The organism is Paenibacillus sp. RC84, assembly GCF_041260495.1.
Classification (GTDB): Bacteria; Bacillota; Bacilli; order Paenibacillales; family NBRC-103111; genus Paenibacillus_F.
Genome location: NZ_JBGBYL010000003.1, coordinates 260,824 through 287,771, shown reverse-complemented (window position 1 = coordinate 287,771; position 26,948 = coordinate 260,824). Strand labels below are relative to the sequence as shown.

The window sequence follows — 26,948 nt, the reverse complement described above, 5'->3', positions numbered from 1 at the left end:
CATTTGCTCCTTCTCTTACTTAAACAACCAAACGCGAATTAGAGACATTAACTGATCATTATTTATCGGTTTTGTTATATAATCCGACGCGCCGGCCTGTATACACTTCTCCCGGTCATCCCGCATGGCCTTCGCGGTCAGGGCGATAATCGGCAGATTATCGAATTGCGGCATGCTGCGGATCTCTTTCATGGCTTGATAACCGTCCATTTCCGGCATCATGATATCCATCAGAACGAGATCAAGATCCGGTTCCTTTTCAAGAATGGACAAAGCTTGGCGTCCAGTCTCCGCAAACAGCACCTTCATATTGTACCCTTCCAGCAGGTTGGATAGCGCAAACACGTTGCGGATATCGTCATCGACAAGAAGTACCTTCTTGCCTGCAAACACCGCTTCGCTGCTGTGAAGACGCTGTAGAATCCGCTTCTTCTCCTCCGGCAGGGTTTCTTCCACCCGGTGCAGGAACAGCGCCGTTTCGTCAAGCAGCCGTTCCGGCGATTTCACGTTCTTGATGATGATGGACTCCGCGTATTTCTTAAGTCTCATCTCGTCTTTCTTATCGTATTCTTTTTCGGTGTAAATGACAATCGGCAGACGGCGAAGCTCTTCCTCGGCTTTGATCCGCTCCAGCAGATCGAATGCGGACTGATCCGCCAAGCCGATATCGAGAACCATGCAGTCGAAATGCCGCTCTCTGAGCTTCACGATCGCTTCATCCGCCGTTGTCGCCACTTCGATAAGAACATCGTCGTGGCGGATAAGCTCGATCAGATTGTTCATCTGGATGGGATCATCCTCTACAAGCAGGAGCTTCCGCAGATTTTGATCGATGAACCCTTCCAGCTCGATAAAGGCTTGCTCCAGCACATCCTTGCTGGAAGGCTTACGCATATAGGCTATCGCGCCCATAGAGAGCCCCTGGTGCACTTCGTCGACGACCGACATCACGTGTACCGGGATATGCCGGGTCTCGGCATTGTTCTTGAGCTGGACGAGAATCGACCAGCCGTCGACGATCGGCAGCTGGATATCCAGGATGATGCCGTCCGGTTTATACTCTTTCGCCATCTGCAGCCCGATATCCCCCTGCATCGCGACCAGAGCCTTAAATCCGCGGCTGCGGGCCATGTCGACGAGCACGTTCATAAAGTGCACATCGTCTTCCACGATCAGCAGCACTTTATCGTTCTCGGTGATGCTGCCCCGGTCGTCTTCCACCTCGCGCTGGACGGACTTCTGAGCCGGTTTAACCGGTATGGGCGCAGGTGCGGGAAGCTGCGGTACTGCGGATGCGCCCGGAAGCGGCAGGGCCTGCTGCTCCTGTCCCGCGGCAGCCGCCTCGGCCGATCCTCCTACGCGCTCGGAATACTGCCGGTGCGGGATGAACAGCGTGAACGTGCTGCCTTCCCCTTCCCGGCTGCAGATTTCGATCGTACCGCCGAGGAGGCTCGCGAGCTGCTTGGAAATGGACAGCCCGAGTCCCGTTCCGCCGAATTGCCGGCTCGTCGTCCCGTCGGCCTGCTGGAACGCTTCGAAGATAATCTGCTGCTTTTCTTCGGCAATCCCGATTCCCGTATCCTTGACGGAGAAAGCAATTTGCGGCTCTCCCTCCTTGACGGGATAGACATGCAAATGTACGGAGCCCTGGGACGTGAATTTAAAGGCGTTGGACAGCAGGTTGCGCAGAATCTGCTCCAGTCGCATGCTGTCCGTATAGAGCATGCGCGGAACGCCGTTGTCGATCGTAATTTCAAAGCCCAGCGCCTTCTTGCGCGCGACTTGTTCGAACGAACGCTGGATCGTTTCCATAATATCCGGCACGAGAACATACTCGGCCTGAACCTCCACTTTCCCGGCTTCTACCTTCGAGAGGTCGAGGACATCATTGATCAATTTGAGCAGATCGGAGCCGGAAGAGTGAATCGTTTCCGCATATTCCACCTGCTTGTCGTACAGGTTGCTGTCTTTATTCTCCGCAAGCATCTGCGAAAGAATAAGCATACTGTTAAGAGGTGTACGCAGTTCATGCGACATATTGGCCAAAAATTCGGATTTGTATTTCGAAGCCATCGCCAGCTCGAACGCCTGTTTTTCCAGTGCTTCCTTGGCTTCCTCGATCTGGCGGTTAGCCAGCTCCGTCTCTTGAACCTGGATCTGGAGCTGCTTCGTTTTGCGGAGCAGCTCTTCGTTATTCTGCTCCAGCTCTTCCTGCTGGGACTGCAGCAACTCTTCGGACGCTTTCAGCGCCTTCGTCTGCTCCTCCAGCTTCTCATTGGAGGTGCGCAGCTCTTCCTGCTGGGAAATGAGCTCTTCGGACTGGCTTTGCAGTTCCTCCGTCAATGCCTGCGACATGCGGAGGAGCTCCTCGACCCGTTCGCGAGAACGGATCCGTCCAATGGAAACCGCGAGATTCTCCGTCAACTGCTCCAGCAGATCCAGTTCTTTCTCGCCGAGCATTTTCAGGCCGGCGAATTCAACGACGGCTCCGATTTCTTCCTCGGATACGACCGGCTCGACAACGAGATATTTCGCGTCCAGCTGCCCGAAGGAGGAATGGATGGTCAAATACTTATCCACATCGTCTTGGACCATAATCCGCCGGCCGTCGGCGGCCGCCTGGCCGACAAGACCCTGACCGAGCGCGAATTCGGGAAGAAGATTGCCCTCGGGGTCTTTATCGAACGCGTAAGCCGAGGACAGGACGAGCCTCGTTCTCATGCCCTCCCGCTCCAACAGATACACCGCTCCGAACGTGGCGCCGATCATACGGGACGCTTCCGAGATAAAGCTGTTCGTCAGGTCGTGCATGTTCGTCTGATCCTGCAGCAGCATGCTCATGTTCGCTACATTCGATTTCAGCCATGCCTGGTCTTCGTTCAGCTTATTGAAGGTCCGTTCGTTGTGCATCAGTTCTTCCAGGTCGTCGGCCATCGTATTGAAGACATCGGCAACTTTGCCGAACTCGTCGGTCGTCGTCACCTCAACGCGATAGCCCGGGTCAAACCGGCCGTTGCCGAACCCTTTGATCATGCCGGTCAGCAGGGCGAGCCCGCGGGACAAGCTGCGCATGATCCAGTACATGATCCCAAGACCGATCACGAGAGCGGCCACTGTCAGCAAAATCGTCATGAGCAGCGTTTTACTGTTGGAAGCTTTAAAATCGTTAATCCCTTTTTGTACGTTATCGTCCAGATACTGCGTTAAATGATCCACGCTTTCCGTTACCTGATCCTGATAACTCACGCCGATATCGGTTCTCAGTTTATTCGCTTCCACTACCTTGCCGTTTTCGTAAAGCTCGATCGCCTGATTCAGGTAAGTCATAAAATTCTCGGTACTTTTGACCGTCTCATAGGTTAGCTGCTTCTCCACGTCCGAATCGGCGGATTTCTGAAGCGCAGCCACCCCTTTTTTCAGCTTCTCTTTGTAAGTGTTCGCTTTAGCCAGATTTTCTTTGGCGCCCAGTTGATTAGGCTCTGAATTAAGCAGCAGATTCGCCATATATTTGGCGATCGTATTGACGTCCGAACGGGCCGTGTAGGCCATCCGTGTCTTGTTATAGCGGTTGACAAACGCGCTGTCGAGGCTCTCGTCGATACTGCTTATCCGAGTCGTCCCGATTCCCGCCAGCACGAACATCAAGATAAACAAAAGCCCGAAACCCGCCATGAGCTTTGTCGATATTTTCATAAATGACTTCCCTCTCCCCTTTATAACTGTCTCTAGCAACCGGCCCTTTCTCAGGGAATATCGATCCAGATCAGACAAATATCATCCATATGATTGTTTTGAACTTCTTCGTCCAGCAGTTCATCCACTACCGCGTGAAGCCCCATATCCCCTTTTTGCTGAACAGCCGTGATAAGCCGCGTCGGCAGCTCCGTGTCGCCCTCTTCTATTTCCTCGAGAAGTCCGTCGGTATAAAGCAGAATCCGCGATTTTCCCGTGTAAGTGATCCGACCGGGCTTAATATCCATTTCCTCGAAAAATCCGACCGCACAGGTTCCGTTCGTAAGGGGGACCGCCTCACCGCTATCGTTCATAAGAAAGCCCGGCGGGTGACCGGCATTTACGTAGTCGATGGTTTTATTCTTCGTATCTATCAGCATATAAATCGCCGTGAAATAATAGTTCAAATGATTCTGGTCGTTATGCAGCCGGTTCATATACCGGTTCAGTTCGGCAATTACAAGCTCCGGCGTCACAAATTTAGTAATCGTATCCCGGAGGACCGAGGAGATAAACATGCAGACAAGCGACGAAGAAATGCCGTGTCCCATAATGTCGAGCAGCATAACCCCGTAACGGTCTTCATCGATGGGATACCAGTTGTACAAATCCCCCGCGAGCTCATAAGAAGGGTTATAGTAAGCTTCGATCCGGATTTTCTCGGTTTCGATCGGCAGGCTGAGTACGCTGCTTTGAACGTTTTTGGCCAATTGCAGCTCGGAACGGATCCGGTTGTCGTTCTCTTTGTGCCAGTCTTTCTCGTATTTGAGCCGCAGGGCGGATTTAATCCGGGCTACCAGCTCGATTTTGTTGATAGGCTTGGTTACGTAATCGATCGCTCCCGCTTCCAAGGCCTCCGCCAGTTTAATGGAATCTCCCATGGCCGTGATGATAATAATCGGAATGTCTTTCAGTTCCTCGATCTGCTGCAATTTTTTGCAGGCTTCGATCCCGTCGATTTCCGGCATCATCAGGTCCATCAAAATTAAATCGATTTGTAAATCCGAGGAACTCGGATTGTCGATCTTCAGCATTTCAAACAGTTCCATAGCAGAAGAAGCGCGGTGCATATTGGAGTAGCCCGCGCTTTTCAATATTTTTTCGATCACAATAAGATTGACCGGATTATCGTCTACAATCATGATGCTCATTCCATGTTCTCCTTTAATAGTGGAATTCTTCTGTCTGTGATTCCTTGATCTACTTGGGAGTATTTTGTAACCAAAGCCGAAACGCGTCGGTCTGGGGGAATAGATCTACTTCCGCACACTTTGTTTCCCGTCGGTATCGCCGGAGATTTGCCGTGCGCCTGAAAACAAAGGTAGCTGCACATCTATCCTATTATATAAAATATCCTATTTAAAAGTAACCCCGAAAACGACTCTTGAATCAGGAAAGATTTGATAGTTCATATACAGGCGAATTTGTCAATAGCTTTGTTTCAACGAAAAGGGGGGCGGTTAATAAGAGTCATGAACGACAGGCAAACAACCTGAACAACGAAGTAACCGCGGCAAAAGCCAGAAGACAAGAAAGCTGCGGCTTAAACGATAAGGAGGAGAATAAACATGGAAACCAAAGTGAGACTTGCAGCTAACGAAGAACAAGCCCTGCGCGAGGTAAAAAATTTGCAGGCGGAAGGCTTTAATCTCGATGAAATTTACGTAATGACGCACGATAACGACCGTACCGAAGGCGTGGCGGAAATGACGAACACGAATGAAGTCGGTGTAGCGGAAGAAGGCTTGATGACGGCCGCCGCCAACTTGTTCCGTTCGAAAGGCGATAAACTCCGCGCCAAAATGGAATCGCTCGGCCTGAGCTCTTCCGAAGCGGATACCTATGAGAAAGAGCTTGACCGCGGAAAAATCCTTGTGATCGCTTATGCGGACCGCGACGGTGACGGCTATCCTCACGACGGACGTCTTCGCGAAGATGAAACGACGCTCCCGCCTACGGGCATTTACATGAGCGGCCGCGATAACCATAACAGCAATCTGTTCTAATCAAGGCATGCGGAATACGGCCGCAAGCCACACCGTACAGCCATTAACGATTTGCACACGACCGTACCAATAAAAAAGACAATCGCTTAAAGGAGGGTTTCTCATGTTAAAATGGGCTATGATTTTTCTGATCATCGCAATCGTAGCGGGTATTTTCGGATTCTTCGGAATCGTCAGCGCCGCTGCCGGTATCGCCAAAGTCCTTTTCTTCCTGTTCCTCATCCTGTTCGTCATCACGCTGATAACAGGCCGAAGATCTTCCGTCTGACACCGGATTCCAGCTTTTATCCAACAACCGTCTCCCTTTAAAAGGGAACGATAAAAACGCAGTCCTTCATCTTGAAGGGCTGCGTTTTTTGGCGTTCGGTTTATTCGTATACGGCAGGACGGCGGTCGGCGAATACGGGAATTTTACCGCGTACGGAGGCCACTTCGGCCAAATCGACTTCGGCGAAAATGATTTCTTCTTCTTCCCCGCCTTCGGCCAGCACCTGCCCCCAAGGATCAATCACCATGGAATGACCGAAGAATGAGGTTCCCTTGCTTTCTCCTACCCGGTTGCAGGAAACGACGATCATCTGATTCTCGATGGCGCGCGCCATCAGCAGCGTACGCCAGTGATGAAGCCGCGGATGCGGCCACTCGGCGGGCACGAAAAGCATCTGCGCCCCGTCCAGAGCAAGCTTGCGGGTAAGTTCGGGGAACCGGATGTCGTAACAGATAACGGCTGCGGCCGGAATCCCATCCAGATCGAAACTGCCCCTTTGACTGCCGGCGGCAAGGCTCAAATGCTCGTCCATCAGCTGGAACAGATGAATCTTGGAATATTCGAGGACTTCCTCCCCGTTCCGGTTAAAACCGTAGACGGTGTTTTTAACTTCCTCGCCCTTCTTCTCCGCTACGGAGCCTCCGATAATATGTACTCCATGCTCTTTGGCAAAAGAGCCGAGCATCTCCCGGGTTATACGGCCCTCCGGATCGGCAAGTTCATGAATTTGGTCCAGGGCGTAACCCGTGTTCCACATTTCGGGAAGCACAATAATGTCCGGTTTTTGCGCTCCGCCGACCGCTTCCAGGAGAAGCTTCTCTACTTTTCGCCGGTTTACTTCCGGCTCCCCGATAGTAATATTCATCTGAATAAGCGCAAGACGGACTTTGTTCGGAAACGATTGCTGGTTATCCATTCGGGCACCTCCTAGTTTAGTCTGCCGGGTACGTCAGTCTGCTTTTATGATAGAGGATCGCCCCCCATAGATCAATTCTTTTCTTCCTTTCCTGCCTAGGGCAAAAAGGGAACCGCACTCTCTTTCGTCAAACCATCGGAAGGAAAATACTGGACCCGCGGCGAAATTCATGTTCAACCATCCAATTAAGTTAGCGATAAGGAGAGATACCTATGAATTCGTCCCGACCTCTCAGCAGAAGAAAGCTGCTTGCCGCACTCGGCGCGGCTGGAGCCGTTATGGCTGCCGGTTCGCTTCCTTCCGCGGTCAAAGCGCGTGGAGCGGAAACCCTCATACATAACGTAAAAGAATACGGCGCCCTGGGGCAGGGCTCCTACGGGGACACGGACTCGGCCGGGATTCAGAATGCCGTTCACGCGGCCGCCCAGACCGGCGGCATCGTCTACATACCCGCAGGCCGGTATATCCTCACCAAGCCGGTTCAGCTGAAAAGCGGCATCCGGATTATGGGCGCGGGGATCAGTCAGACGACTCTGACAGCTGCCGCCGGCTGCGCCTTCACCTCCCTGCCGCCCGCATCGGATATTGAAATCGCCAGCCTCTCCTTCCACGGCGGCAGTGCGCCCGGAGCTGTCGCTTCACCTGTCGAAGACAGCATCATTTCTCTGCTGCAAGCGAGCCATGTCAACATCACGGACTGCCGCTTTTTCACCTTGTCCAGTCCGATCTTGCTCCGAAACTGCCACGCGTGCCGGGTCGATCACTGCGACTTCGAGCTTATTCTGGGCAATATACCGGGTAAACCGCATTACGGCACCGGCATTTACTGCAGCGGAGGCGAAGGCCACACCTTTTTCCGCAACACCTTCAAGAGCGTAACGAACACAGCCGTGTATCTGGACGGAGGTTGTTCCCGGTCGGTGATCCAGTCCAATGACGTCACCTACATCGATCAGTACGCCTTCCTCGTCCAATCCGATCAGGCAGCCGAACCTGCCGCCCGGAATGATATTATATACAACCGGATCACCAATCTGGATGCCGCCAAATCGGGGATAACCGCCATTCTGCTGAAACGCAATGTCTCCGGCTGTGCCGTTTCCCACAATGAGATCACCGGTCTCGACGGGGACGGCATCAGGTTAGAAGGCGATCAGGAGTCCGGCAAGCTCCAGCCCGCGGACCATACCCTCCAGGGCAATGTGCTGAAAGGAATCAAAGGAAACGGAGTCGTGATCAGCAACGCGGTCCGTACATCGGTTCACGGCGGAACGTTCCGCAATCTGGGCGCAAGCGGCATCCACATCGAATCGAGGGGAGAAACCGGTTCTCGCGAAACCGCGGCCGGCGGCAATCTGTTCAGCGGCTGCAAAACAGCCGGCATCCGGATTTCCGGCAAGAAAAGCACGGGCAGCCTGCTCTTCGGCAACGGAGGAACCGGCAACGGGCAGAACGTTCTCGACGAAGGAACGGGAACCGTTAAAGACAGCTTTTAAACGGACAATTCCGAGTGGTATACATCCTTTTGAAATCATGATAAAGTAGGGGTAAATTTAGGATCATACCGGGTCTATCCCTAACGGATCAGCATGATGGAGGCAGTAAAATCATGAACGAAAACCTACAAACCGGCCGTTCCCCGCAGCCGGATCATAGCCAGTCCCCTTTAACGAACGCGCCTGTAAGGCCTTTGCAGATCGAAGCGGCGAGCCGCATGGCAAGCCTGCCTTCGCAATTTTTTGCGGGACTTGTCAAAAAAGCGAATGCCCAAATCGCTCTGGGGCACGATGTTATCAATCTCGGTCAAGGGAATCCCGATCGTCCCACCCCTTCCCATATCGTAAAATCTCTTCAGGAATCCGCGGAGAACCCGCTGTACCACAAGTACCCGCCCTTCAGCGGATACGGCTTCCTGAAAGAAGCGATTGCCGCACGCTACCGGGAGGATTACGGCGTCACTCTGGACCCGGAGACCGAAGTCGCCATTCTCTTCGGCGGCAAAACCGGACTCGTCGAAATCAGCCAATGTCTGTTGAATCCGGGAGACGTCTGCCTCGTGCCGGACCCTGGCTATCCCGATTACTGGTCGGGCGTGGCGCTTGCCGGCGCCGAAATGGCCTTTATGCCTTTGCGTGAAGACAACGCCTTCCTGCCGGATTACGGCTCATTGTCCGAGAACGACGTACGCCGGGCCAAGCTTATGTTCATCAACTATCCGAACAATCCGACCGCTTCTACGGCTTCCGAAGCCTTCTACGACGAAACGATCGCATTCGCCGCGAAGAACGGGATTGTCGTGGCCAGCGATTTCGCTTACGGCGCGATCGGATTCGACGGCAGCAGGCCCGTCAGTTTCCTCGAACGGCCGGGCGCCAAGGAAGTCGGCGTAGAGTTTTATACGCTTTCCAAAACCTACAACATGGCCGGGTGGAGAGTCGGGTTCGCGTTGGGCAACCCGGACATTATCCGCATCATCAATCTGATGCAGGATCATATGTATGTCTCCCTGTTCGGCGGGATACAAGCCGCTGCCGCCACCGCTTTAACCGCTCCCCAGGACTGCGTGCACGAGCTGAGAGCCGTCTACGAAAGCCGCCGCAATGCGCTATTCGGCGCTCTGGACGAAATCGGCTGGGAAGCCAAGCCTTCACAGGGGTCCTTCTTCGCCTGGCTTCCCGTGCCCCGCAAATACAGTTCGGCTGAATTTGCCGATCTGCTGCTGAACGAAGCCAAAGTCGTCGTGGCGCCCGGCATCGGGTTCGGCACCCACGGTGAAGGGTACGTACGTCTCGGACTGCTCACAGGCGAGGAACGTCTGCGAGAAGCCGTCCGGCGCATCGGCAACCTGCATCTGTTCGACAAGTAATCCGCCGAAGCGGCTCGGGCTCTCCTTCCGGAGGGCCCTTCTTTACAACCGGCGGCACGCGTGCTATCCTAGTAAGAAAACATCGAACGTTGTGATGGGAATAGTAAGGATAACCCGCTTTGCTTCAGAGAAAAGCTCCCCGGCTGAAAGAGCTTTGCAGCAGTTTTCCCGAACCCGCCCCGGAACGGTCAGCGACGAGCTGAACAGTCCCCTGCTGTTATCAGGGACAGAGATGGATGTGCATCTCGATTGGACCTTGTTTAGGTGTGGCCCCTGTTCTCAAACGGTGCCGGCAGGTCCGCTCAGACGGCGCATCAACCGAAGGTGGTACCGCGGAAGCCCAGGCTTTCGTCCTTACGAGGACGAGAGCCTTTTTTGCATTCTTCCGTCCAGCTGCTCCCTGCCATCCGGCCCGCGTTCCTTGAAGAAATTTAGGCAAGGCCAGAACCGATCGTATACTACACGGTCGTACAGACCGTTTTCTTAAGGAAGTGAACATATGCAGCAGCGAATCGTTGTGAAAATAGGAAGCAGCTCGCTTACCTCGGATGCCGGAGGATTAAACCCGGCTCCTATCGCCTATTTTGCCGCCGAACTCGCCCGGCTTCAACAAAACGGCTTCGAAGTCGTCCTCGTCACATCGGGGGCCGTAGCGGCAGGCTTCTCTTTCCTCGGCTACAAATCCAGGCCGAAGCTGCTTCACGAGAAGCAGGCGGCCGCTTCCGTCGGTCAGGCGCTGCTCATGCGCGCTTATCAGGAAGCTTTTCACCAATACGGTATCGGCGCTGCCCAGATCCTGCTCACACGGGACGATTTCACCAGCCGCAAACGGGTTTCCAACGCGACCGCAACGATGGAAGAGCTGCTCCGCCGCGGCTTTATTCCGATTATCAACGAGAACGACACTGTGTCGGTCGATGAGATCAAATTCGGAGACAACGATACGTTGTCGGCTCTCGTAGCCAATCTGCTCAAAGCGGGGCAACTGATCATCATTACGGATACAGACGGCTTGTACACGGACGATCCCCGCAAAAACAAAGACGCGCGCCGGATCGAGCGTGTCGATGAAATCAGCGATGAGCTTTGCCGAATCGCAGGCGGGTCCGGCAGCTCCGTAGGCACCGGCGGCATGCGCTCCAAAATCGAAGCGGCCCGCATCGCCATGCGCGGGGGTATTCCCGTCTTCGTCGGACGCGCCACGGAACCGCATGATCTGAGGCTGGCCGCGGAGGGGAACGGACGGGGAACGTATTTCTCCGCCGCCGACCATACGCTGTCCATCAAAAAGCAGTGGGTCGGGTTTCACTCCGTTCCCCAGGGAAAAGTAACCGTCGATCAAGGCGCGGAGAACGCTCTCCTGTCCGGCGGCAAAAGCCTGCTGCCTGCCGGCGTGACCGCCGTCGAAGGCGACTTTCACCCCGGCGACGTGATCGAGGTGTGCGGCGAAGACGGCTCCGTGATCGGACGCGGCGTCGCCAATTACGTGGCCTGGCAGCTCCAGGCCGTAATGGGGCTCGGCACCGGGGAAATCCAGCGCAGAGTCGAGGTTCCCCGCATCGAGGTCATCCACCGGGACGAGTGGGTCACTCTTCACGCTTACCGCGCTTCGCAAAATACGTGACACCTGCGGCCGCCCCGCATCTTTATCGAAGCGGCTGCCGTAAGGCGGAAAAAATCCCGGAACGCCGGATTTCAGAATTCGGCTCCGTTATTTTTATTGAAAAATGAAATCCAATCCGATTAGCCAAGGAGTGAGCCCCATGAGTGAAGTCAGACAAAAAGCAACCATCGCGAAAGAAGCTTCTTCCCGTCTCGGCAACTTAACCACCGGTCAGAAGAATACCGCCCTCTTAAGAATGGCTGAGGCCCTGGTCGCCGAACAAGACTCCATTATCGCAGCCAACGCCGAGGATCTGAAGCGGGGCGCCGATACCGGCCTCGGCACTTCCCTGCTGGACCGGCTGGCCCTCACGCCCGAGCGGATCGAAAGCATGGCCGAAGGGCTCCGTCAGATCATCGAGCTTCCCGATCCTATCGGCGATCAGCTCGAATCGTTTGCCCGGCCCAATGGCCTGCGCGTCGAGAAAATCCGCGTGCCGCTCGGTGTTATCGGCATTATTTACGAAGCCCGTCCGAATGTGACCGTCGACGCCGCCGGACTTTGCCTAAAAACGGGAAATGCGGTCGTTTTGCGCGGTGGCTCTTCAGCGCTGCGCTCCAATGAACGGATCGTTGAAGTGCTGCAAGCCGCACTGGCAGGCACGGACGTTCCTCCGGGCGCCCTGCAGCTTATTTCCGATCCCGACCGGGCCTCGGTTGATGAAATGCTGAAGCTGAACGGACTGCTTGACGTGCTGATTCCCCGCGGCGGAGCTTCCCTCATTCAAAACGTGGTCAAAAACGCGACGGTGCCCGTTATCGAAACCGGAGCCGGGATCTGCCACACGTTCGTCGACGAATCGGCAAAACCCGAGATGGCCGTGAAAATTGCCATCAACGCGAAAGTGCAGCGCCCCTCCGTCTGCAACTCGATGGAAACGCTGCTCGTACACCGCAGCCACGCCGAGAAACAGCTTTCCGCCTTGGCCGGAAAGCTGTCCGCTCTGGGTGTCGAGCTGTACGGCTGCCCGCGGTCCCGCGAGCTTGCTCCGCAAATCAAAACGGCGGTCGACGAAGCCTGGGATACCGAATACAACGACTATGTCCTGAATGTCAAAGTCGTGGATTCCCTGGACGAGGCTCTCGCTCATATCCGGCGACACGGAACCATGCACTCCGAGTGTATCGTGACGGAGAATGAAGCTCACGCTTCCCGCTTCTTGCAGGAAGTCGATGCGGCGGCCGTTTATCACAACGCCTCCACCCGCTTCACGGACGGTTTCGAATTCGGCTTCGGCGCGGAAATCGGCATCAGTACACAAAAACTTCATGCGAGAGGCCCGATGGGACTTCCCGCGTTGACTTCCACCAAATACAGAATTTATGGCGACGGCCAAATCCGGGAATAATTCCTTGAATAAAGAGATCCGTTCCGTGAAGGAACGGGTCTTCCATAAACAGGAGAGTGAGACTTGTGAACAGCATAATTCATACTAAACGCATCGCATTTGTCGGCGCAGGTTCCATGGCTGAGGCTGTTCTACGCGGCCTCATCGAACGGGGAATCACGGCGCCCGGGCAAGTTTTTGCATCCAACCGGCAAAATGAAGAACGGCTGCAAGAGCTTAGAGAGCGGTACGGCGTCGAAGCCAGCTGTGACCCGGCGATCAAAAGAGAACGTATCTCGTCCGCGGACATCGTCGTGCTCTGCATGAAACCCAAAGACGTGGAAGCTTCGTTCGACGAGCTTAAACCGATGCTTAACGGCAGCCAGCTGCTCGTGTCCGTCATCGCCGGGCTGACGATACGCAAAATCGAAATTTTGCTGGATACCCAAATGCCGATCGTACGGACCATGCCTAACACTTCGTCGACCATCGGCCTTGGCGCAACCGGCATGAGCTTCTCCGAAAGCGTGTCCGAGGAGCAGCAGGAGCTCGCGACAAAAATGTTCGAAGCCGTCGGAATGGTGACGGCCGTTCCCGAAGATTACCTAGAAATCGTAACCGGACTTTCCGGAAGCGGTCCCGCTTATGTATACTATTTTATGGAGGCCTTAATTCAGGCGGGCATCGCGGGCGGACTCGAAGAGAACGAAGCGCGCCGGCTCACCATGCAGACACTGCTCGGAGCCGTTCACATGGTGGAACGTACGGGAGAAGAGCCAGCGGAGCTCAGACGCAAAGTGACTTCCCCGAACGGTTCGACCTTGGCCGCTCTGCAGACGCTGGACCGCTACAAGTTTCCGGAAGCCGTAGCCGCCGCTGTTTTCAGCTCCGCAAAACGCGCAAAGGAAATGGGCGCCGAGATTGCTCCCCATATCCGTTAAGGCGTTCTGCCTCCTATTCTTTTCTTAAGCAGGTGATATGTTGTGAGTTCCTACTGTTTGGCGACTTACCGCTGTTATGACGATACAGCCGATTTTAACAAAAAAGCGCAGGGGATCGCGGTCGGTTTGACCGTCGGAAGCTGGACCGATCTGCCGGAAGCGCGCAAAGCCCAGATGCAGCAGCATCTGGGTCATGTGGTCTCCGTCGACGTCCGCGAAGCGGGGGAAGCTTCCCCCGAATCCAGGCGTTACGCGGATATCCGGATCGCATATCCGGATGTAAATTTCAGCCGGGATCTTCCGGCTCTGCTTGTCACCGTTTTCGGCAAGCTGTCCATGGACGGGAAAATCAAATTGACCGATCTGTCCTTTTCGGAGTCTTTTCTTTCGGCTTTTGCCGGCCCCAAGTTCGGTCTTCAAGGCGTAAGGGATCTACTTGGCGTACATGACCGGCCGCTTCTGATGAGCATTTTTAAATCCGTCATCGGCCAGGATCTGGAGGGGCTTGGGGAACAGTTCTACGCGCAGGCGTCAGGCGGTGTCGATCTCATTAAAGACGACGAGATCTTGTTCGAGAACCCGCTCACCCCTATCGAGAAAAGGGTAGCCGTCTGCATGGAAGCGTCACGCCGCGCATACGACGTGACGGGACAGAAGCTGCTCTACGCGACGAATCTGACCGGCCCGACGTCCAAGCTGGCCGATCAGGCGAAGAAAGCGATCGATGCCGGAGCGAACGCGCTTCTGTTCAATGTGCTCGCTTACGGATTCGATACGCTGTGCGAGCTCAGCGCCGACCCGGACATCTCCGTGCCGATTATGGCGCATCCCGCTATGGCCGGTGCGTTCTATCCTTCTGCGGAGTATGGCATTTCCGCCTCCCTGCTGCTCGGCAAGCTGATGCGGGTAGCCGGGGCCGATCTCGTCCTGTTCCCTTCCCCGTACGGCTCCGTCGTGATGCCGCGTGAAGAGAACCTGGCGATCAAACAGGTTCTGCTAACGGAAAACTTGGAGCAGGACTATCTTTATCGGCATTCCGCGGCGGAAGGCACTGAACATCAGCCGTCCGCTTCCGCAAACGTAAGCCCAGCGCTTAAAACAAGCTTCCCTGTTCCTTCGGCCGGAATCCATCCCGGACTTGTCCCGCTCATCCTGCGTGATTTCGGCACGGATGTCGTGGTTAACGCCGGCGGCGGGATTCATGGCCATCCCATGGGCGCCATTGCCGGCGGACAAGCTTTCCGGCAGGCGATCCAGGCAACGCTGGAACAGAAACCGCTTCAAGAAGCCGCTCAGCAGCATCCGGAATTGAAAGCCGCAATCGAAGCCTGGGGGGTTAAATCTTGAGTACCCGACAAAAGATCGTGTTCTGTGATTTCGACGGCACGATTACCGTTAGCGACAACATCGTAGCGATTATGAAACATTTCGATCCGCCCGGCTGGGAAGTGATCGTAAAGCGTCTCGTGGAAGAAAGGGCGATCTCCGTCAGACACGCGGTCGGTGAAATGTTCCGGCTGCTCCCTTCTTCCCGTCAGCATGAAGTGATCGAATTTGCCATCTCGAATGCGGTTATCCGCGAAGGATTCGCCGATTTCGTTGCCTATTGCAGACAAAACGGGATCAAACTGCTCGTGACAAGCGGCGGAATCGACTTTTTCGTCTATCCGCTCCTGGAATCTTTCGATATTCCCCGTGAGCATATTTACTGCAACGGAAGTTCATTCGAAGGCGAGACCATCGAAATCCTGTGGCCGCACGCCTGTGACGAGCACTGCGGAGCGGACTGCGGAATGTGCAAAACGTCGATTATCCGTTCCTACCCCGCAGACGACTATGAACGCATCCTGATCGGAGACAGCGTAACGGACTTTCAGGGAGCGAAGCTGGTAGAGAACGTTTATGCCCGCTCTCACCTGATCGAGCTTTGCGAGGAACTGAAGCTCCCTTATGTCCCTTTCGAAACATTCCACGATATTATCCGTGACCTGGAGGCGAAGATACAAGCATGACCGAATTGACCTTGGAGCAAAAACAGCACGCGTACGACGAGCTTCGCGAGATCAAAGCAAACCTTGCGGCCCGGGGCTGGTTTCCGGCTACCAGCGGAAATCTATCCGTGCGCGTCGGCGAATTCACCCCGGAGAACTTCACGTTTGCCGTGACATCCAGCGGGAAGGACAAGTCTCTGCAATCGCCGGAAGACTTCCTTCTCGTCAATGAAAAGGGAACACCGGTCGAAGCGACCCGTTTGAAACCTTCCGCCGAAACCCTGATCCACTGTGAAATTTACAAGTATACGGGAGCAGGCGCCATTTTACATGTGCATACCATGTTTAACAACCTGGCCTCCGAGCTGTACGGCGAGGAAGGTTTTATCCCGGTAGAGGGCATTGAAATCATCAAAGCGCTGAACATTTGGGAAGAGGATGCCGCAATCCGCATTCCCGTCCTGCCGAATTACGCCGACATTCCGAAAATCGCCGAGCTGGTGCAGGGCGCCATTGTTCCGCGCATTCCGGGAATCGTGCTGCGCAAGCACGGGATTTACGCCTGGGGCGCAAACGTGGCCGAAGCCAAGCGGCATCTGGAAGCATTCGAATTTATGTTCGAATATGTATACCGCTGGCACCTTCTAAAGAAATAAGACGTGATTTCCGGCGGACAGGCGCTTTCTCCTGATTGGCCGAACGCGTCTGCTGTTTCTTCTACAAGCGGGATGATATACTTCCCTAACAACACGCAAAAACCCCCGAAGGAATCTCTTGAGAGAATCCCATCGGGGGTTTCTTGTTAGCGGACTGCTTCAAGTGAAGCGGCTCGGACTAGCGGTTGCCTCTGAATTTTTGTGTAAATTCTTTCGCCTGCTCCACTGTCGTAATCCGGTTCCGGCTCCATTCCAGCAAAATGCGGTCCACATAGCGGAAATGGACTTTGCCCGCGAAAACGGCTTCTTTGAGAGCGGCCAGCACAAGCTCTTCCTTGTAGCCGTCACGGTCCAGCCAGCTCGTTATCGTTTCAAGCTCCATCGGAGTCAGCGGCCGGGCAAATTCCGCTTCGAAGATCGAATAGACGTCCTTTTCCCGTCCAGGCTGGGCTTCGGACCTCTGGGCCTCCGCCTGTCTGGCCGCTTTTTGAAGGAGATCCTCCGCATAGCAGCTCGCGATTTTTTCGTACATCGGCCTCAAATTGTACCGCTCGTACTGGATATCCGACACGCTGTCGATTTCCTGCTCAATCCGGAGCACACCGCTGTTCACAAGCTTTTGAATCGCTTCAATCACTTGATCCTGCGGGGTTGTCATCCGGTCTTGAATCTCATCGTGCGTCGGGAAATCTTTCTTTTCATTCTCCTGGAAAGCCAGGATATGAATAAGCAGCATGACTTCAAGTTCGGACAGCTTCATCCGGTGATAATACCTCAAAAGCAGATGCGGAACGGCCACGGTTCCTGCTGTCATTCCTGCAAGGAGAGCCCGCTCTACCCGCTTGCGATCGTTATCGTTCGGTTTCAAATCCATCCTCCTCTTTCTAGCTCGGCCGGTGTGACCGGCCGCCCCGTGCGTAAAGGCTGCATGCCTTCCGTATTACGGGTACAGACGGTAAAGCAGACGCGGGAACGGAATCGTCTCACGCACATGCTCCAGACCGCAGATCCAGGCGACCGTGCGCTCCAGTCCGAGTCCGAATCCGGAATGCGGCACCGTGCCGTATTTGCGCAGATCCATATACCACTGGTACGCTTCGGAAGACAGCTCGTGTTCCTTGAAGCGCTCTTCCATCAGCTCGGGATCGTCGATCCGCTGGCTTCCCCCGATAATCTCGCCGTACCCTTCAGGCGCGATCATATCGGCGCAGAGCACGACTTCCGGACGGTTCGGATCCGGTTTCATGTAGAAGGCTTTAATGCCCGTTGGATAGTGCGTAATGAAGACGGGCTTCTCGTACTTCTCGGCGATAGCCGTTTCATGAGGAGCGCCGAAGTCTTCTCCCCAAGGGAATTCATGGCCCGTGTCCTGCAGGAACTGAACCGCTTCATCGTACGTGATGCGAGGGAACGGAGCCTGGATTTTCTCCAGCTTGGAGATATCGCGGCCCAGCGTTTCAAGCTCGCTGCGGCAGTTTTTCAGAACGGTTTGGACCACATGGGAAACGAACTGCTCCTGCACGCGAAGGCTCTCTTCGTGATCGACAAACGCCATTTCAGGCTCGATCATCCAGAATTCGATCAGGTGACGGCGCGTTTTGGACTTCTCCGCACGGAAGGTCGGTCCGAAGGAATACACTTTCCCCAGCGCCATGGCGGCGGCTTCCATATAAAGCTGACCGCTTTGGGTCAAATAAGCGTCTTCATCGAAATATTTCGTATGAAATAAATTCGTCGTCCCCTCGCAGGAGGATGGCGTCAAAATCGGCGGGTCGACAAGCTGAAAGCCCTTGTCATCGAAAAACTGCTGAATCGCACGGATAATCTCCGCGCGGATAACGAGAATGGCGCGCTGACGCGGAGCACGCAGCCACAGGTGGCGGTGATCCATCAGGAAATCGACGCCGTGTTCCTTCGGCGTAATCGGGTAATCCTGGGTAATCTGAATAATTTCCACGCCTTCAACCGTCAGTTCATACCCGCTCTTGCTGCGCGGTTCTTCGCGAACCGAGCCCGTCACATAAAGCGAGCTTTCCTGGGTTAATTTCGAAGCGGCTTCCCAGACGTCTTCGCTCACTTCGCTTTTTACGACAACCGCTTGAATAAAGCCGGTTCCGTCACGCAGCTGCAAAAATTGAATTTTGCCGCTCTTGCGCTTGTTGTGCAGCCAGCATCCGATTCTTACGGATTCGCCGACATGGTCCTTGACTTCATGAATCGTACTCACACTGCTCATCTAACGTCTTCCTCCTTGGGTTGACATGGAAAGACGGCTCTATGGCCGTCTTCTCCCATCCACCTATTGTACTATAAACCAGTGGTAAAAAAAATCATTTTACCGCTTCGCTTCATGCAGCTGGTTCACCAGTTCAAACGTATCCCGCGCGATCATCCACTCTTCGTTCGTCGGAATGACCAGCACCTCTACCTTCGAATCGTCCGTCGAGATACGCTTCTCGATTCCCCATCCGTTAATGTTGCGCTGGGAGTCGAGTTCAAGACCGAGATACGACAATCCCTCGCATACCGCTTTGCGCAAAATAACGGAGTTTTCGCCTACACCGGCGGTAAAAATCAATACATCGATGCCGTTCATCGCCGCCGCATAAGAGCCGATAAATTTACGCAGCCTGTACGTATACATATCGAAGGCCAGCTTCGCGTTTTTATCTCCGCTGTCCATCGCTTCCGTAATTTCACGCATATCGCTGCTCAGCCCGGATATGGCCTGCAGCCCGCTGTGTTTGTTCAGCATGGAGTTCACTTCATTGAGGGACAAGTCTTCTTTGCCCATCGCAAATGTGACGACTGCCGGGTCGAGATCCCCGCTCCGCGTTCCCATCATCAGGCCTTCAAGCGGGGTAAGTCCCATGCTCGTATCCACGGATTTGCCGCCTTGAATAGCCGTGCAGCTTGCGCCGTTCCCGATATGGGCCGACACGATTTTAAGTTCTTCCAGCGGACGGTCCAGGAACCGGGCGGCACGCTCGCTCACATACTGGTGAGAGGTGCCGTGGAAGCCGTAGCGCCGGACTTTATGCTTGCTGTACCAGATTTTCGGGATCGCGTACATGTAGGCGTGAGACGGCATCGTCTGGTGGAAAGCCGTGTCGAAAACGACGACCTGAGGCACATCGCCCATATTCGCCTCCACCGCGTTAATTCCCAACATGTGAGCAGGGTTATGGAGGGGCGCCAAGTCGAACAAGCGCTTGATCTCCTTCTTCACTTCTTCCGTGACGACAACCGAGGAGGAAAACGCTTCCCCTCCATGTACGATGCGGTGACCCACCGCATCGATTTCATGCACCGATTGTAAAACCCCGTGCTCTTTATGAACGAGCTTATCCAGTACTTTTTTGATCGCCGTCGTATGCTCGAGAATTTCGCTGACCTCACGTACCTCGGTCTTTCCTTCCGGCTCGTGGGTAAGAATGGCCGAATCCAGCCCGATCCGCTCTACGCGGCCTTTTGCCAGTACGGTCTCATCCTTCATGTTGTATAGCTGATATTTGACCGATGAGCTTCCTGCATTAATGACGAGAATATTCACATTCTGTCACCTTCCTTATCGTACCGGAAAAATCCTTCCCCGGTTTTAACGCCCAAATGTCCGGCATGCACCATCTGCTTCAGCAGGAAGGAAGGCCGGTATTTCAATTCGCCGAATTCGCGGAACATCCGGTCCAGTGCGGCCAGCACCGAATCCAGTCCGAAGCGGTCCGCCATTTCGAGCGGCCCGTGCCGGAACTCGTAGCCTTTGCGCATCGCCAGATCGATATCTTCCGCAGAAGCCACACGCTCCGCGAGCGTATGAACCGCTTCGTTAATGAGCAGGCAGATAAGCCGGGACGTGACAAAGCCGGGCGACTCATATACCTTGATCGCCGTTTTCTGAATCACATCTTCCACGAAGCGGCGTGTCAACATGTACGTGTCTTCCGAGGTTTTCAGACCGCGGATGATTTCGACAAGGTCAATTTTAGCAACCGGATGTATAAAATGAAGACCGATCACCCGCTCCGGATGCTTAGTCGATGCGCCCAATTCCGTAAGACTGAGTGTGGAGGTATTGGAAGCCAGAATGAGATCCGGGCCGCAAATTTCGTCCAGCTTCCGGAACAAGCTCTTCTTAAGATCCAGATCCTCGGAAATCGTCTCAATGACCATATGGCAGGAAGGAAGCTCTTTCAGATCCGTCGTTTTATGAATGCGAGAAAGAATCAGCTTCTTTTCTGCGCCGGTAATAGCCCATTTCTCCAGCTGTTTATCCAAACTCAGCTCGATCATGGCCCAGGAATGTTCCATTCTTTCAATATCTTTCTCAACCAGGACAACCTCCAGGCCTTTAGCCGCCAACATCTCGGCTATCCCCTGCCCCATCGTTCCTCCACCGATAACACCTATCTTTTTATATTGCATCCCTATTCTCCTCTTCGTCCGTTAATCTAGGGGTGTCGATTTTTATATCTCTTTTCAAGTCCATCATACACCGTTTTCATGCCTTTTTCATTAGTATACACAAAACTTTCAAAAGCAACTGAGCGATTTCGACAACTTTCGCAAGTTGTGAAAAAGGACACAGACAATCACGCTCCATTATACGGTTTCTTAACCGTGTAGAAATAGTGGAAATCTGGAAATTTTCAAAGGTTAAGCAAACGAAAAAACACCTCCGCAAACGAGCAGCGGACGTGTTATTGAAAATACTGATTATACGGATGTTAGATGAGAACGCATTTATTCATCACTGATATGAAAAATTCTTTGACACTGTTCGGCGATCGACCGGTCATGGGTGACCATCACAATCGTTTTTCCCTGCTGATGCAAAGTATGAAACAATGCCATAATAGATGCTTCCGTTTTTTCGTCTAACGAACCCGTGGGCTCATCGGCTAAAATGACATCAGCATCGTTAACTATTGCCCGGGCAATTGCCGTTCTTTGACATTGTCCTCCCGAGCATTCGGAAGGATAACGGTTTCTAAGTTCAAAGATGCCTACTGACTTTAACACCTGGTTAACTTTCTCCGTCATAAAAGCTTTGGTCAATTTATTGTATTTTAAAGGCAGCATAACATTCTCAAAAACGGTCCGGTCCTGCAGAAGCGCGAAGTGCTGTACGATAAATCCGATATGATTTCGCCTAAAGTGGCTCAGCTCCGCTTCTTTTTTTTCGTTTATATTCTCCCCATTAAAACAATACTCCCCGCTGTCCAGGGAAGTTAGTCCACCCATCACATTCAACAGTGTTGATTTCCCCGACCCGCTTCTCCCCATAATCGCAACCATCTCACCATGTTTGATCTCCAGAGATAAATAGTGAAGCGCTCGGACGGCTGCTTCTCCGCTTCCGTAAGTTTTGCAGGCATCTTTAAGTTGAATGTCCGGCATCAATCCTTCCTCCTTAGCATCGTATCCACGTTTAGTCGTCTTAAATGAAGCAGGGGCTGAATGCTACTAGTCAGCAGCAGCGCCAGGCTTAAACCTATCCAAATTGGACTGTAAGTGATCTTGTCACCAAACAAAAGAAGAGTAACCAGAAAAGCTAAAAGATGGGCAGCCGCAAAAATAAGGAAGTTTTCCAATAAAACAAACCCCGTAATATGCCGCATGCTCCCTCCGCACAGCAAGTGAACACCATATTGGCTCCGGTTACGCCTGATCTTGCTGGACATGATCACCGAAAGCGTCAGCACGGCGAAGCCCGCCATGAGCAGGCCAATGGTCAGCATATGCCCGATATTTTCTCCCGCGGTAAATTTTAAAATTTTCAGTTCCCAAGGAGAAGAATTCCAAATATCGAAATCAAACATCTGATAGCGCTGCCGTAGTTCTTCAAAATAGGCAGCAAAGCTTGCTAACGTATATCCGTTTTCTAGTTGAATAGTTCCGCTTAATTTAGTTAAATTACTGATTTTTTGAAAAGTATAATCTTCTTCCGTTACCGGCGGTTCGCTGACCACAACGGATGGCAACACCATATATCGATCTAAATAAAGCAAGTCTCCTTGTCCTCTTGCAGGCATAGCGGAGTTCTTTTGCAAAAAACCGACTATTTCCATCGTAAAATTTTTAAAATAATACTGAATTTGAAGACGATCCCCTATTTTATAAACATCTCGATACTCAAAACCTAAGACAGCCGGCATGATTCCCTGGTTTGACAAAGTAAAATCTTTTTTATCGAAAGATCTGCCCTGACTTATGCGGAAAGTGAATTCTTTCCATGTCTGTTCATTGACAGCAGCCGCTTTGACAAATGTTAAGTTCAGATCATTGGATTGGTAGTAGGTAGGCTCTCTTCCATCTTCATAGCCGCTAGTAAACTTCTCCGAACCTCTAAAATTGGCAACATAAACAGGCTGCATGATGCGTTCCAAAAAAGTGAATTCTTTCTGATTAGTAAGTTCACGATGAAAGCCTTTAAAATCTTCAAGTACTCCTTCTCTTCCCAGAAAGGATCTTTCCTCTTCGCCTTTCAGCTTATCCGACAATTCATATCTTGTTTTCTCTTGTAATTGTCCGGCATAATGTTGTTCGCTTTTTTTCATAATAGTCATGTTCGTGAATATGGCATTTAAAACTATAAAAGAAATTGTAAATTGGATTACGATAAGAACACTGAAAAACTTCCAATTTTTCAAACTTTTAATTGCTTCTGAGACTATCATTATTGGACCCTCCTTACAGCTCGGTCCGTCGATCGTTTCATCATGAAAGTCAAGGGTATTAAGCAGACTGCAATCCCAATCAAAATCGTACTACCATATCGAGCAAGCAAATCTGCTGGAGAGTAAGAAGATTGTGGGAGTACAAAAAGGCCCATAATGCTGCCCCCTGCATAAGATAATACGGAAATAGCCAAATAACGCTTGAAGGAATCCCAAAATATTAATCGTGTCGAAAACCCGCATAATTTTTGTATAGCTATCATCTGTTTCCTTTGTTCTACCCAATAGACAGTTAGAGCCGAAGCACATGTTATGAAACTTAAAACTACAAGAGAATCAATCATTTTAAAAATAGGCTCATTCTGAAAAAAACGCCCAAGTCCTTCTCCGGGCACATCTACCTTTTTGACACTGCCTCCACTTTGTTCCGAAAAGCGCTGAATGTTTTGAAAGGTATCTTCAAGATTCTTATTGCCATCCAGAATCCATATCCCTTTAGTGTCTGCCCGGGCATTATCCGTTTGTAAAAAAACCATGCGGTCCAATTTACTGGGCTTATCCATCCCGGTTACCCCTATGATCTCGTAAGAGAGTCCGTTATACATATAGGGTTCTTTTTCGCCCATTGTCTTATGAATATCCCCGCCCACGACCACGATATTTTTACCGAGCTCGTTTTCTCTATCAAAGGAGTGGCCTTCGATCATAGGAAAAGGACTTATCGTTCCCTTAAACATAATCTCCTTGATTGCAGGATCGATTTTTTTGTAAAGAATATCTCCCTGCTTTAACGTATTTTGCAAGGAAATTTTATTTACGGAGCTTAATCTTTCAAATCTAAAAAATATGGCATCGTTACCGACATAGTTTTGACTAATTTTTTCAACAAGTTTGTACCTGTCCAGATACGAAACAGCTATACTCGTAAAAAAACCAATGCAAATAAAAACAAGAAATAACAAAATGGACGATGAATTCGTTCTAGGCATTCGGTTCTCATCCTTCACTGAAAAATATGCTTATTTAAACGCTTCACAAAAAACTATATGTCCCCTAGCATTTTCCATTTTTAAGATCATAATATGTACTTTATCATTATTAGTAATTATTCTCAAATTTGTTGATAACCCCCTCTAAAAAGACGAAAAACCAGCCTAGCTGTAAAAGCCTAGACTGGTTCTCGTTTGTATGCGGTTATTCACAGGCTTAAGCCAACACCGGCTCCAAGTGTCTCTTGCTTCCTTCAAGCAGATCACGGAACTGCTGCCCGGAAATGACCTCTTCCTTAAGCAGAATATCGAGCGATTGCTCGAATACGATCCGGTGCTTCGTCAGAAGCTCTTTTGTACGGGCCATCAACTCATCAAGGATAGCATTGTTCACCTCCAGCAGCTTCTGCTGCGGAACCATTTTCAGATCGACGATGCCGAGAGACGTCAGGCCCGAAGAAATCATCGTGCGGACCATATCGATGGACTTCTCGAAGTCGTTGCTCGATCCCGTGCTCCGGCCGCCGTAAATAATCTCTTCCGCAGCCGCACCGGCCAGCGCGATCATAATCTGATCTTCGATCGCTTCCTTGGAATACAGGTACTGGTCCTGCGGCGGATTATGGCGCACATAACCGAGAGCTTTGCCGCGGGGCCGCAGAGAAACTTGAGCTACGGAATCCGGACGCACCAGCTCTGCGATAATGGCATGGCCGAGTTCGTGATAGGCAACCCGGATCTTCTCTTCCTGGGTCGCTTCACGGTCCGTCTGTTCGCCCATCATGACTTTATCGATGGCCGCAAGCAGATCTTTCTGCATAACGTTATCCTGCTGGCCGCGCAAGGCATAAATGGCCGCTTCGTTCAGCACGCTTTCAAGCTGCGCTCCGGAAAATCCGAAGGTCTGCTCCGCGATTTTCTCCAGATCCGCCGCTTCCTCCAGCGGTTTGTTCTGGGCATGAATTTTAAGAATGGACAGGCGTCCCTTCTTGTCCGGCAGCTCGACGTCGATATGACGGTCAAACCGTCCCGGACGGAGCAGAGCCGGGTCCAGCATTTCTTTGCGGTTGGTCGCCGCGATGATAAGAATGCGCGGCGTCGTATTTGTATGAATGCCATCCATTTCGGTCAGGAGCTGGTTCAGCGTCTGGTCGTACTCGCGCTGCTGCCCGCCGTCCCGTTTGCCCCCGATCACGTCGATTTCATCGATAAAAATAACGGCGTTTTGTTTATTTTCCTTCTGGGCTTTCGTTCTGGCTTCCTGAAAAAGGGTACGGATCCGCGAAGCCCCTACACCGACATACATCTCCACGAATTCACTGCCGGAAGCGGCAATGTAGACGGAATTCGTATGGTGTGCGGCCGCTTTGGCCATCAGCGTTTTCCCTGTTCCGGGAGGACCGGTCAGCAGGATGCCTTTCAGAGGGCGGATACCGAGCTTCTTCGTTTCTTCCTGTTTCACGAGAAAATCAAGCGCTTCGACGAGTTCTTTCTTAGCCCGTTCCTGTCCGCCGATCTGATCAAAGCTGAGGTAGGAAGGCTGCCGGGATTTGCCGCGCGTACCGGCTCCCGCGCCGATTCCGATGCCGGAACCTCCGCGGCTTTTCATCATATAAAGAACGGCTGTAATGAGGGCGGCCGTAAACAGCAAAGGGATAATGTTGACTTTAATAAAGGCAAGAAAAATGAAAAGTACCGGAGCAGCGCCAATCGCTATCTCTTTTCCGTATTTGCTCATTTAAACACCCCAACTTTTTCGGCATTTCGCGGCAGCACCACGTACTTGTGCTGATCCCCTTTTTGCAGATGAACGTACACGTTCTGCTCGTCCATTTCGGTTTTCACGACCAAATTGCTGTCTTTGTCCGTTTTGTGCTTTTCCAGTGCCGTAGGTATATCGGCATAGTGACGGGTTTCCATCGCCTGGGCGACATCGAACAAAGCTTGCGCCCACCATTTATCGAGATCCGGAGATTCTTTTGTATTGACCGACAGTTTCACGTCACGGGAGCCGATTGTCGAGGCTCCTTCTTTTGTAATGCGGCCGTACACTTCTCTTAAGCTGGTGTTAGGTTTGAGGGACAGACGGATCGAAACTTCTTTATCATTATATGTGACCTGGGATTGATCAACCCCCGGTGTTTCTTTCACGATATTGCCTAGCGGTTTTCCGATGGCGTAGGTCTGATAAGCGAACCAGCCGCCAAAAAGAAAAAAAGCGGTGATGACGACACTTAACAGGACGGGCAAGAGACGTATTTTACGCAACTTACGTCCCCCTTTCTATATCATTCGTATTTAGCAAATGCTATACGAATAGTATATCACAGTCCGTAACCGGTGGGCAAAAAAAACGATGGAGTCTTTGACAAATTAACGAAATAAGCGAAAAGCTCACCCTATTGAAGGCTGAGCTTAAACGTATCTTCCAGTGCACCCGTCTTTAAATTATAATAATCGTAGAACGCCCGGTCTTGTTCGTCTTTATAAAAGACTTCCCAGACATACTTCCCCTTGAATTCGCCGGCGTTTACACGCAGAATATCCAGCTTGGGGTTTTTCTTCGCCATAATTCCGCGTACGGCTTCTTCCGTGATGTTCTCGGCCGTCATTTCCGTATGAATCTCGTCGATGGCCAGACCCGTCCCGTCCTGCTTGAGCGGCACCCAGACGATCAGCCCGTTGCCTAGCTTGTCTTCCCCGTATACGACTTCATAGGAACGGGCTCCATGAAAAGCTTCGACCCGGTTAGCCTTGGTCATCGTCGTTTTCTCGTAAGCCGCCTGAACGGCCTCGGAATTCGTTTCCCAGTGAGTCGCCTGCACGTTCACGTAAAAACGGTTAATGCCGAACCCAGAAGTCAGCACGACAAACAGCCCGATCCAAATGGCTTTTTTAAGCATACGTTCCCTCCTC

General features: G+C 52.3%; 23 protein-coding genes. 10 read left to right on the top strand and 13 right to left on the bottom strand.

Features of this window, described 5'->3' with window-relative positions:
- Positions 1 to 15 precede the first annotated feature (15 nt).
- Positions 16 to 3,693: a response regulator gene (locus ABH899_RS08620; protein ID WP_369995578.1), complete on the bottom strand. Its 3,678-nt coding sequence runs from the start codon at positions 3,691 to 3,693 to the stop codon at positions 16 to 18.
- 50 nt (positions 3,694 to 3,743) lie between these two features.
- Complete coding sequence (locus ABH899_RS08615; RefSeq protein ID WP_369995575.1) at positions 3,744 to 4,883, bottom strand: SpoIIE family protein phosphatase; 1,140 nt, start codon at positions 4,881 to 4,883, stop codon at positions 3,744 to 3,746.
- 417 nt (positions 4,884 to 5,300) lie between these two features.
- Here ABH899_RS08615 and ABH899_RS08610 point away from each other — a divergent pair, with 417 nt between their 5' ends.
- Together ABH899_RS08610 and ABH899_RS08605 are read left to right on the top strand one after the other, a co-directional pair.
- Positions 5,301 to 5,738, top strand: coding sequence for a YflT domain-containing protein (locus ABH899_RS08610; RefSeq protein ID WP_369995573.1), 438 nt, complete (start codon positions 5,301 to 5,303; stop codon positions 5,736 to 5,738).
- Between the two features lie 103 nt (positions 5,739 to 5,841).
- On the top strand, positions 5,842 to 6,006 hold the full coding sequence (locus tag ABH899_RS08605; RefSeq protein WP_042228371.1) for a DUF1328 domain-containing protein: 165 nt from the start codon (positions 5,842 to 5,844) through the stop codon (positions 6,004 to 6,006).
- Between the two features lie 100 nt (positions 6,007 to 6,106).
- On the opposite strand, the gene ABH899_RS08600 is transcribed toward ABH899_RS08605, so the two are convergent.
- Positions 6,107 to 6,922 (bottom strand): carbon-nitrogen family hydrolase, encoded by an 816-nt coding sequence (locus ABH899_RS08600; protein ID WP_369995570.1) that lies wholly within the window; start codon positions 6,920 to 6,922, stop codon positions 6,107 to 6,109.
- A 212-nt stretch (positions 6,923 to 7,134) separates the two neighbouring features.
- Between ABH899_RS08600 and ABH899_RS08595 the strand changes: the two genes are divergently transcribed.
- The 8 genes from ABH899_RS08595 (at position 7,135) to mtnB (ending at position 16,366) form a co-directional block, all read left to right on the top strand.
- The gene (locus tag ABH899_RS08595; protein ID WP_369995566.1) at positions 7,135 to 8,418 is read left to right on the top strand and encodes a glycosyl hydrolase family 28-related protein; all 1,284 of its coding nucleotides are present in this window, start codon (positions 7,135 to 7,137) and stop codon (positions 8,416 to 8,418) included.
- Between the two features lie 113 nt (positions 8,419 to 8,531).
- Positions 8,532 to 9,788 (top strand): pyridoxal phosphate-dependent aminotransferase, encoded by a 1,257-nt coding sequence (locus ABH899_RS08590; protein ID WP_369995564.1) that lies wholly within the window; start codon positions 8,532 to 8,534, stop codon positions 9,786 to 9,788.
- A 499-nt stretch (positions 9,789 to 10,287) separates the two neighbouring features.
- Positions 10,288 to 11,412, top strand: a complete 1,125-nt coding sequence (gene proB, locus ABH899_RS08585; RefSeq protein WP_369995562.1) for a glutamate 5-kinase — start codon at positions 10,288 to 10,290, stop codon at positions 11,410 to 11,412.
- Positions 11,413 to 11,551: 139 nt separating this feature from the next.
- Positions 11,552 to 12,799: a glutamate-5-semialdehyde dehydrogenase gene (locus ABH899_RS08580; RefSeq protein ID WP_369995559.1), complete on the top strand. Its 1,248-nt coding sequence runs from the start codon at positions 11,552 to 11,554 to the stop codon at positions 12,797 to 12,799.
- Between the two features lie 65 nt (positions 12,800 to 12,864).
- Positions 12,865 to 13,719 (top strand): pyrroline-5-carboxylate reductase, encoded by an 855-nt coding sequence (gene proC, locus ABH899_RS08575; RefSeq protein WP_369995556.1) that lies wholly within the window; start codon positions 12,865 to 12,867, stop codon positions 13,717 to 13,719.
- A 42-nt stretch (positions 13,720 to 13,761) separates the two neighbouring features.
- A complete protein-coding gene (locus tag ABH899_RS08570) occupies positions 13,762 to 15,066 on the top strand; it encodes a 2,3-diketo-5-methylthiopentyl-1-phosphate enolase (RefSeq protein WP_369995554.1) in 1,305 nt (434 codons plus the stop codon).
- Positions 15,063 to 15,731, top strand: a complete 669-nt coding sequence (locus ABH899_RS08565; RefSeq protein WP_369995552.1) for a 2-hydroxy-3-keto-5-methylthiopentenyl-1-phosphate phosphatase — start codon at positions 15,063 to 15,065, stop codon at positions 15,729 to 15,731. Before ABH899_RS08570 ends, ABH899_RS08565 begins: the two co-directional genes overlap by 4 nt.
- Positions 15,728 to 16,366 (top strand): methylthioribulose 1-phosphate dehydratase, encoded by a 639-nt coding sequence (mtnB, locus tag ABH899_RS08560; RefSeq protein ID WP_009675527.1) that lies wholly within the window; start codon positions 15,728 to 15,730, stop codon positions 16,364 to 16,366. The genes ABH899_RS08565 and mtnB overlap by 4 nt, the downstream gene beginning before the upstream one ends.
- Positions 16,367 to 16,544: 178 nt before the next feature.
- Here the strand turns inward: mtnB and ABH899_RS08555 are convergent, their stop codons facing one another.
- From ABH899_RS08555 to ABH899_RS08510, 10 genes are all read right to left on the bottom strand, one after another.
- A complete protein-coding gene (locus ABH899_RS08555) occupies positions 16,545 to 17,234 on the bottom strand; it encodes a DnaD domain-containing protein (RefSeq protein WP_009675487.1) in 690 nt (229 codons plus the stop codon).
- A gap of 72 nt (positions 17,235 to 17,306) precedes the next feature.
- Positions 17,307 to 18,602 (bottom strand): asparagine--tRNA ligase, encoded by a 1,296-nt coding sequence (gene asnS, locus ABH899_RS08550; RefSeq protein ID WP_009675554.1) that lies wholly within the window; start codon positions 18,600 to 18,602, stop codon positions 17,307 to 17,309.
- A 99-nt stretch (positions 18,603 to 18,701) separates the two neighbouring features.
- Positions 18,702 to 19,919 carry an acetate/propionate family kinase gene (locus ABH899_RS08545; protein WP_009675621.1) on the bottom strand — a complete coding sequence of 406 codons (1,218 nt, stop codon included), beginning with the start codon at positions 19,917 to 19,919 and terminating at the stop codon, positions 18,702 to 18,704.
- Positions 19,916 to 20,788, bottom strand: coding sequence for a 3-hydroxyacyl-CoA dehydrogenase family protein (locus tag ABH899_RS08540; RefSeq protein WP_009675546.1), 873 nt, complete (start codon positions 20,786 to 20,788; stop codon positions 19,916 to 19,918). Before ABH899_RS08540 ends, ABH899_RS08545 begins: the two co-directional genes overlap by 4 nt.
- Before the next feature lie 318 nt (positions 20,789 to 21,106).
- Entirely contained in the window at positions 21,107 to 21,763 is a 657-nt protein-coding gene (locus ABH899_RS08535) for an ABC transporter ATP-binding protein (RefSeq protein WP_369995550.1), read from the bottom strand.
- Positions 21,763 to 23,043, bottom strand: a complete 1,281-nt coding sequence (locus ABH899_RS08530; RefSeq protein WP_369995548.1) for a hypothetical protein — start codon at positions 23,041 to 23,043, stop codon at positions 21,763 to 21,765. Before ABH899_RS08530 ends, ABH899_RS08535 begins: the two co-directional genes overlap by 1 nt.
- On the bottom strand, positions 23,043 to 24,032 hold the full coding sequence (locus ABH899_RS08525; RefSeq protein WP_369995545.1) for an FtsX-like permease family protein: 990 nt from the start codon (positions 24,030 to 24,032) through the stop codon (positions 23,043 to 23,045). Before ABH899_RS08525 ends, ABH899_RS08530 begins: the two co-directional genes overlap by 1 nt.
- A 217-nt stretch (positions 24,033 to 24,249) precedes the next feature.
- A complete protein-coding gene (locus ABH899_RS08520; protein ID WP_009675570.1) occupies positions 24,250 to 25,770 on the bottom strand; it encodes an AAA family ATPase in 1,521 nt (506 codons plus the stop codon).
- On the bottom strand, positions 25,767 to 26,300 hold the full coding sequence (locus tag ABH899_RS08515; RefSeq protein WP_369995543.1) for a hypothetical protein: 534 nt from the start codon (positions 26,298 to 26,300) through the stop codon (positions 25,767 to 25,769). Before ABH899_RS08515 ends, ABH899_RS08520 begins: the two co-directional genes overlap by 4 nt.
- Before the next feature lie 131 nt (positions 26,301 to 26,431).
- The gene (locus tag ABH899_RS08510) at positions 26,432 to 26,935 is read right to left on the bottom strand and encodes a cell wall elongation regulator TseB-like domain-containing protein (protein WP_369995541.1); all 504 of its coding nucleotides are present in this window, start codon (positions 26,933 to 26,935) and stop codon (positions 26,432 to 26,434) included.
- Positions 26,936 to 26,948 lie beyond the last annotated feature (13 nt).

What these genes read in the sequence shown, in the direction of transcription:
- ABH899_RS08620 (WP_369995578.1), bottom strand. Translation starts at nt 3,693, where the DNA reads ATGAAAATATCGACAAAGCTCATGGCGGGTTTCGGGCTTTTGTTTATC.
- ABH899_RS08615 (WP_369995575.1), bottom strand. Translation starts at nt 4,883, where the DNA reads ATGAGCATCATGATTGTAGACGATAATCCGGTCAATCTTATTGTGATC.
- ABH899_RS08610 (WP_369995573.1), top strand. Translation starts at nt 5,301, where the DNA reads ATGGAAACCAAAGTGAGACTTGCAGCTAACGAAGAACAAGCCCTGCGC.
- ABH899_RS08605 (WP_042228371.1), top strand. Translation starts at nt 5,842, where the DNA reads ATGTTAAAATGGGCTATGATTTTTCTGATCATCGCAATCGTAGCGGGT.
- ABH899_RS08600 (WP_369995570.1), bottom strand. Translation starts at nt 6,922, where the DNA reads ATGGATAACCAGCAATCGTTTCCGAACAAAGTCCGTCTTGCGCTTATT.
- ABH899_RS08595 (WP_369995566.1), top strand. Translation starts at nt 7,135, where the DNA reads ATGAATTCGTCCCGACCTCTCAGCAGAAGAAAGCTGCTTGCCGCACTC.
- ABH899_RS08590 (WP_369995564.1), top strand. Translation starts at nt 8,532, where the DNA reads ATGAACGAAAACCTACAAACCGGCCGTTCCCCGCAGCCGGATCATAGC.
- proB (WP_369995562.1), top strand. Translation starts at nt 10,288, where the DNA reads ATGCAGCAGCGAATCGTTGTGAAAATAGGAAGCAGCTCGCTTACCTCG.
- ABH899_RS08580 (WP_369995559.1), top strand. Translation starts at nt 11,552, where the DNA reads ATGAGTGAAGTCAGACAAAAAGCAACCATCGCGAAAGAAGCTTCTTCC.
- mtnB (WP_009675527.1), top strand. Translation starts at nt 15,728, where the DNA reads ATGACCGAATTGACCTTGGAGCAAAAACAGCACGCGTACGACGAGCTT.
- asnS (WP_009675554.1), bottom strand. Translation starts at nt 18,602, where the DNA reads ATGAGCAGTGTGAGTACGATTCATGAAGTCAAGGACCATGTCGGCGAA.
- ABH899_RS08540 (WP_009675546.1), bottom strand. Translation starts at nt 20,788, where the DNA reads ATGCAATATAAAAAGATAGGTGTTATCGGTGGAGGAACGATGGGGCAG.
- ABH899_RS08535 (WP_369995550.1), bottom strand. Translation starts at nt 21,763, where the DNA reads ATGCCGGACATTCAACTTAAAGATGCCTGCAAAACTTACGGAAGCGGA.
- ABH899_RS08530 (WP_369995548.1), bottom strand. Translation starts at nt 23,043, where the DNA reads ATGATAGTCTCAGAAGCAATTAAAAGTTTGAAAAATTGGAAGTTTTTC.
- ABH899_RS08525 (WP_369995545.1), bottom strand. Translation starts at nt 24,032, where the DNA reads ATGCCTAGAACGAATTCATCGTCCATTTTGTTATTTCTTGTTTTTATT.
- ABH899_RS08520 (WP_009675570.1), bottom strand. Translation starts at nt 25,770, where the DNA reads ATGAGCAAATACGGAAAAGAGATAGCGATTGGCGCTGCTCCGGTACTT.
- ABH899_RS08510 (WP_369995541.1), bottom strand. Translation starts at nt 26,935, where the DNA reads ATGCTTAAAAAAGCCATTTGGATCGGGCTGTTTGTCGTGCTGACTTCT.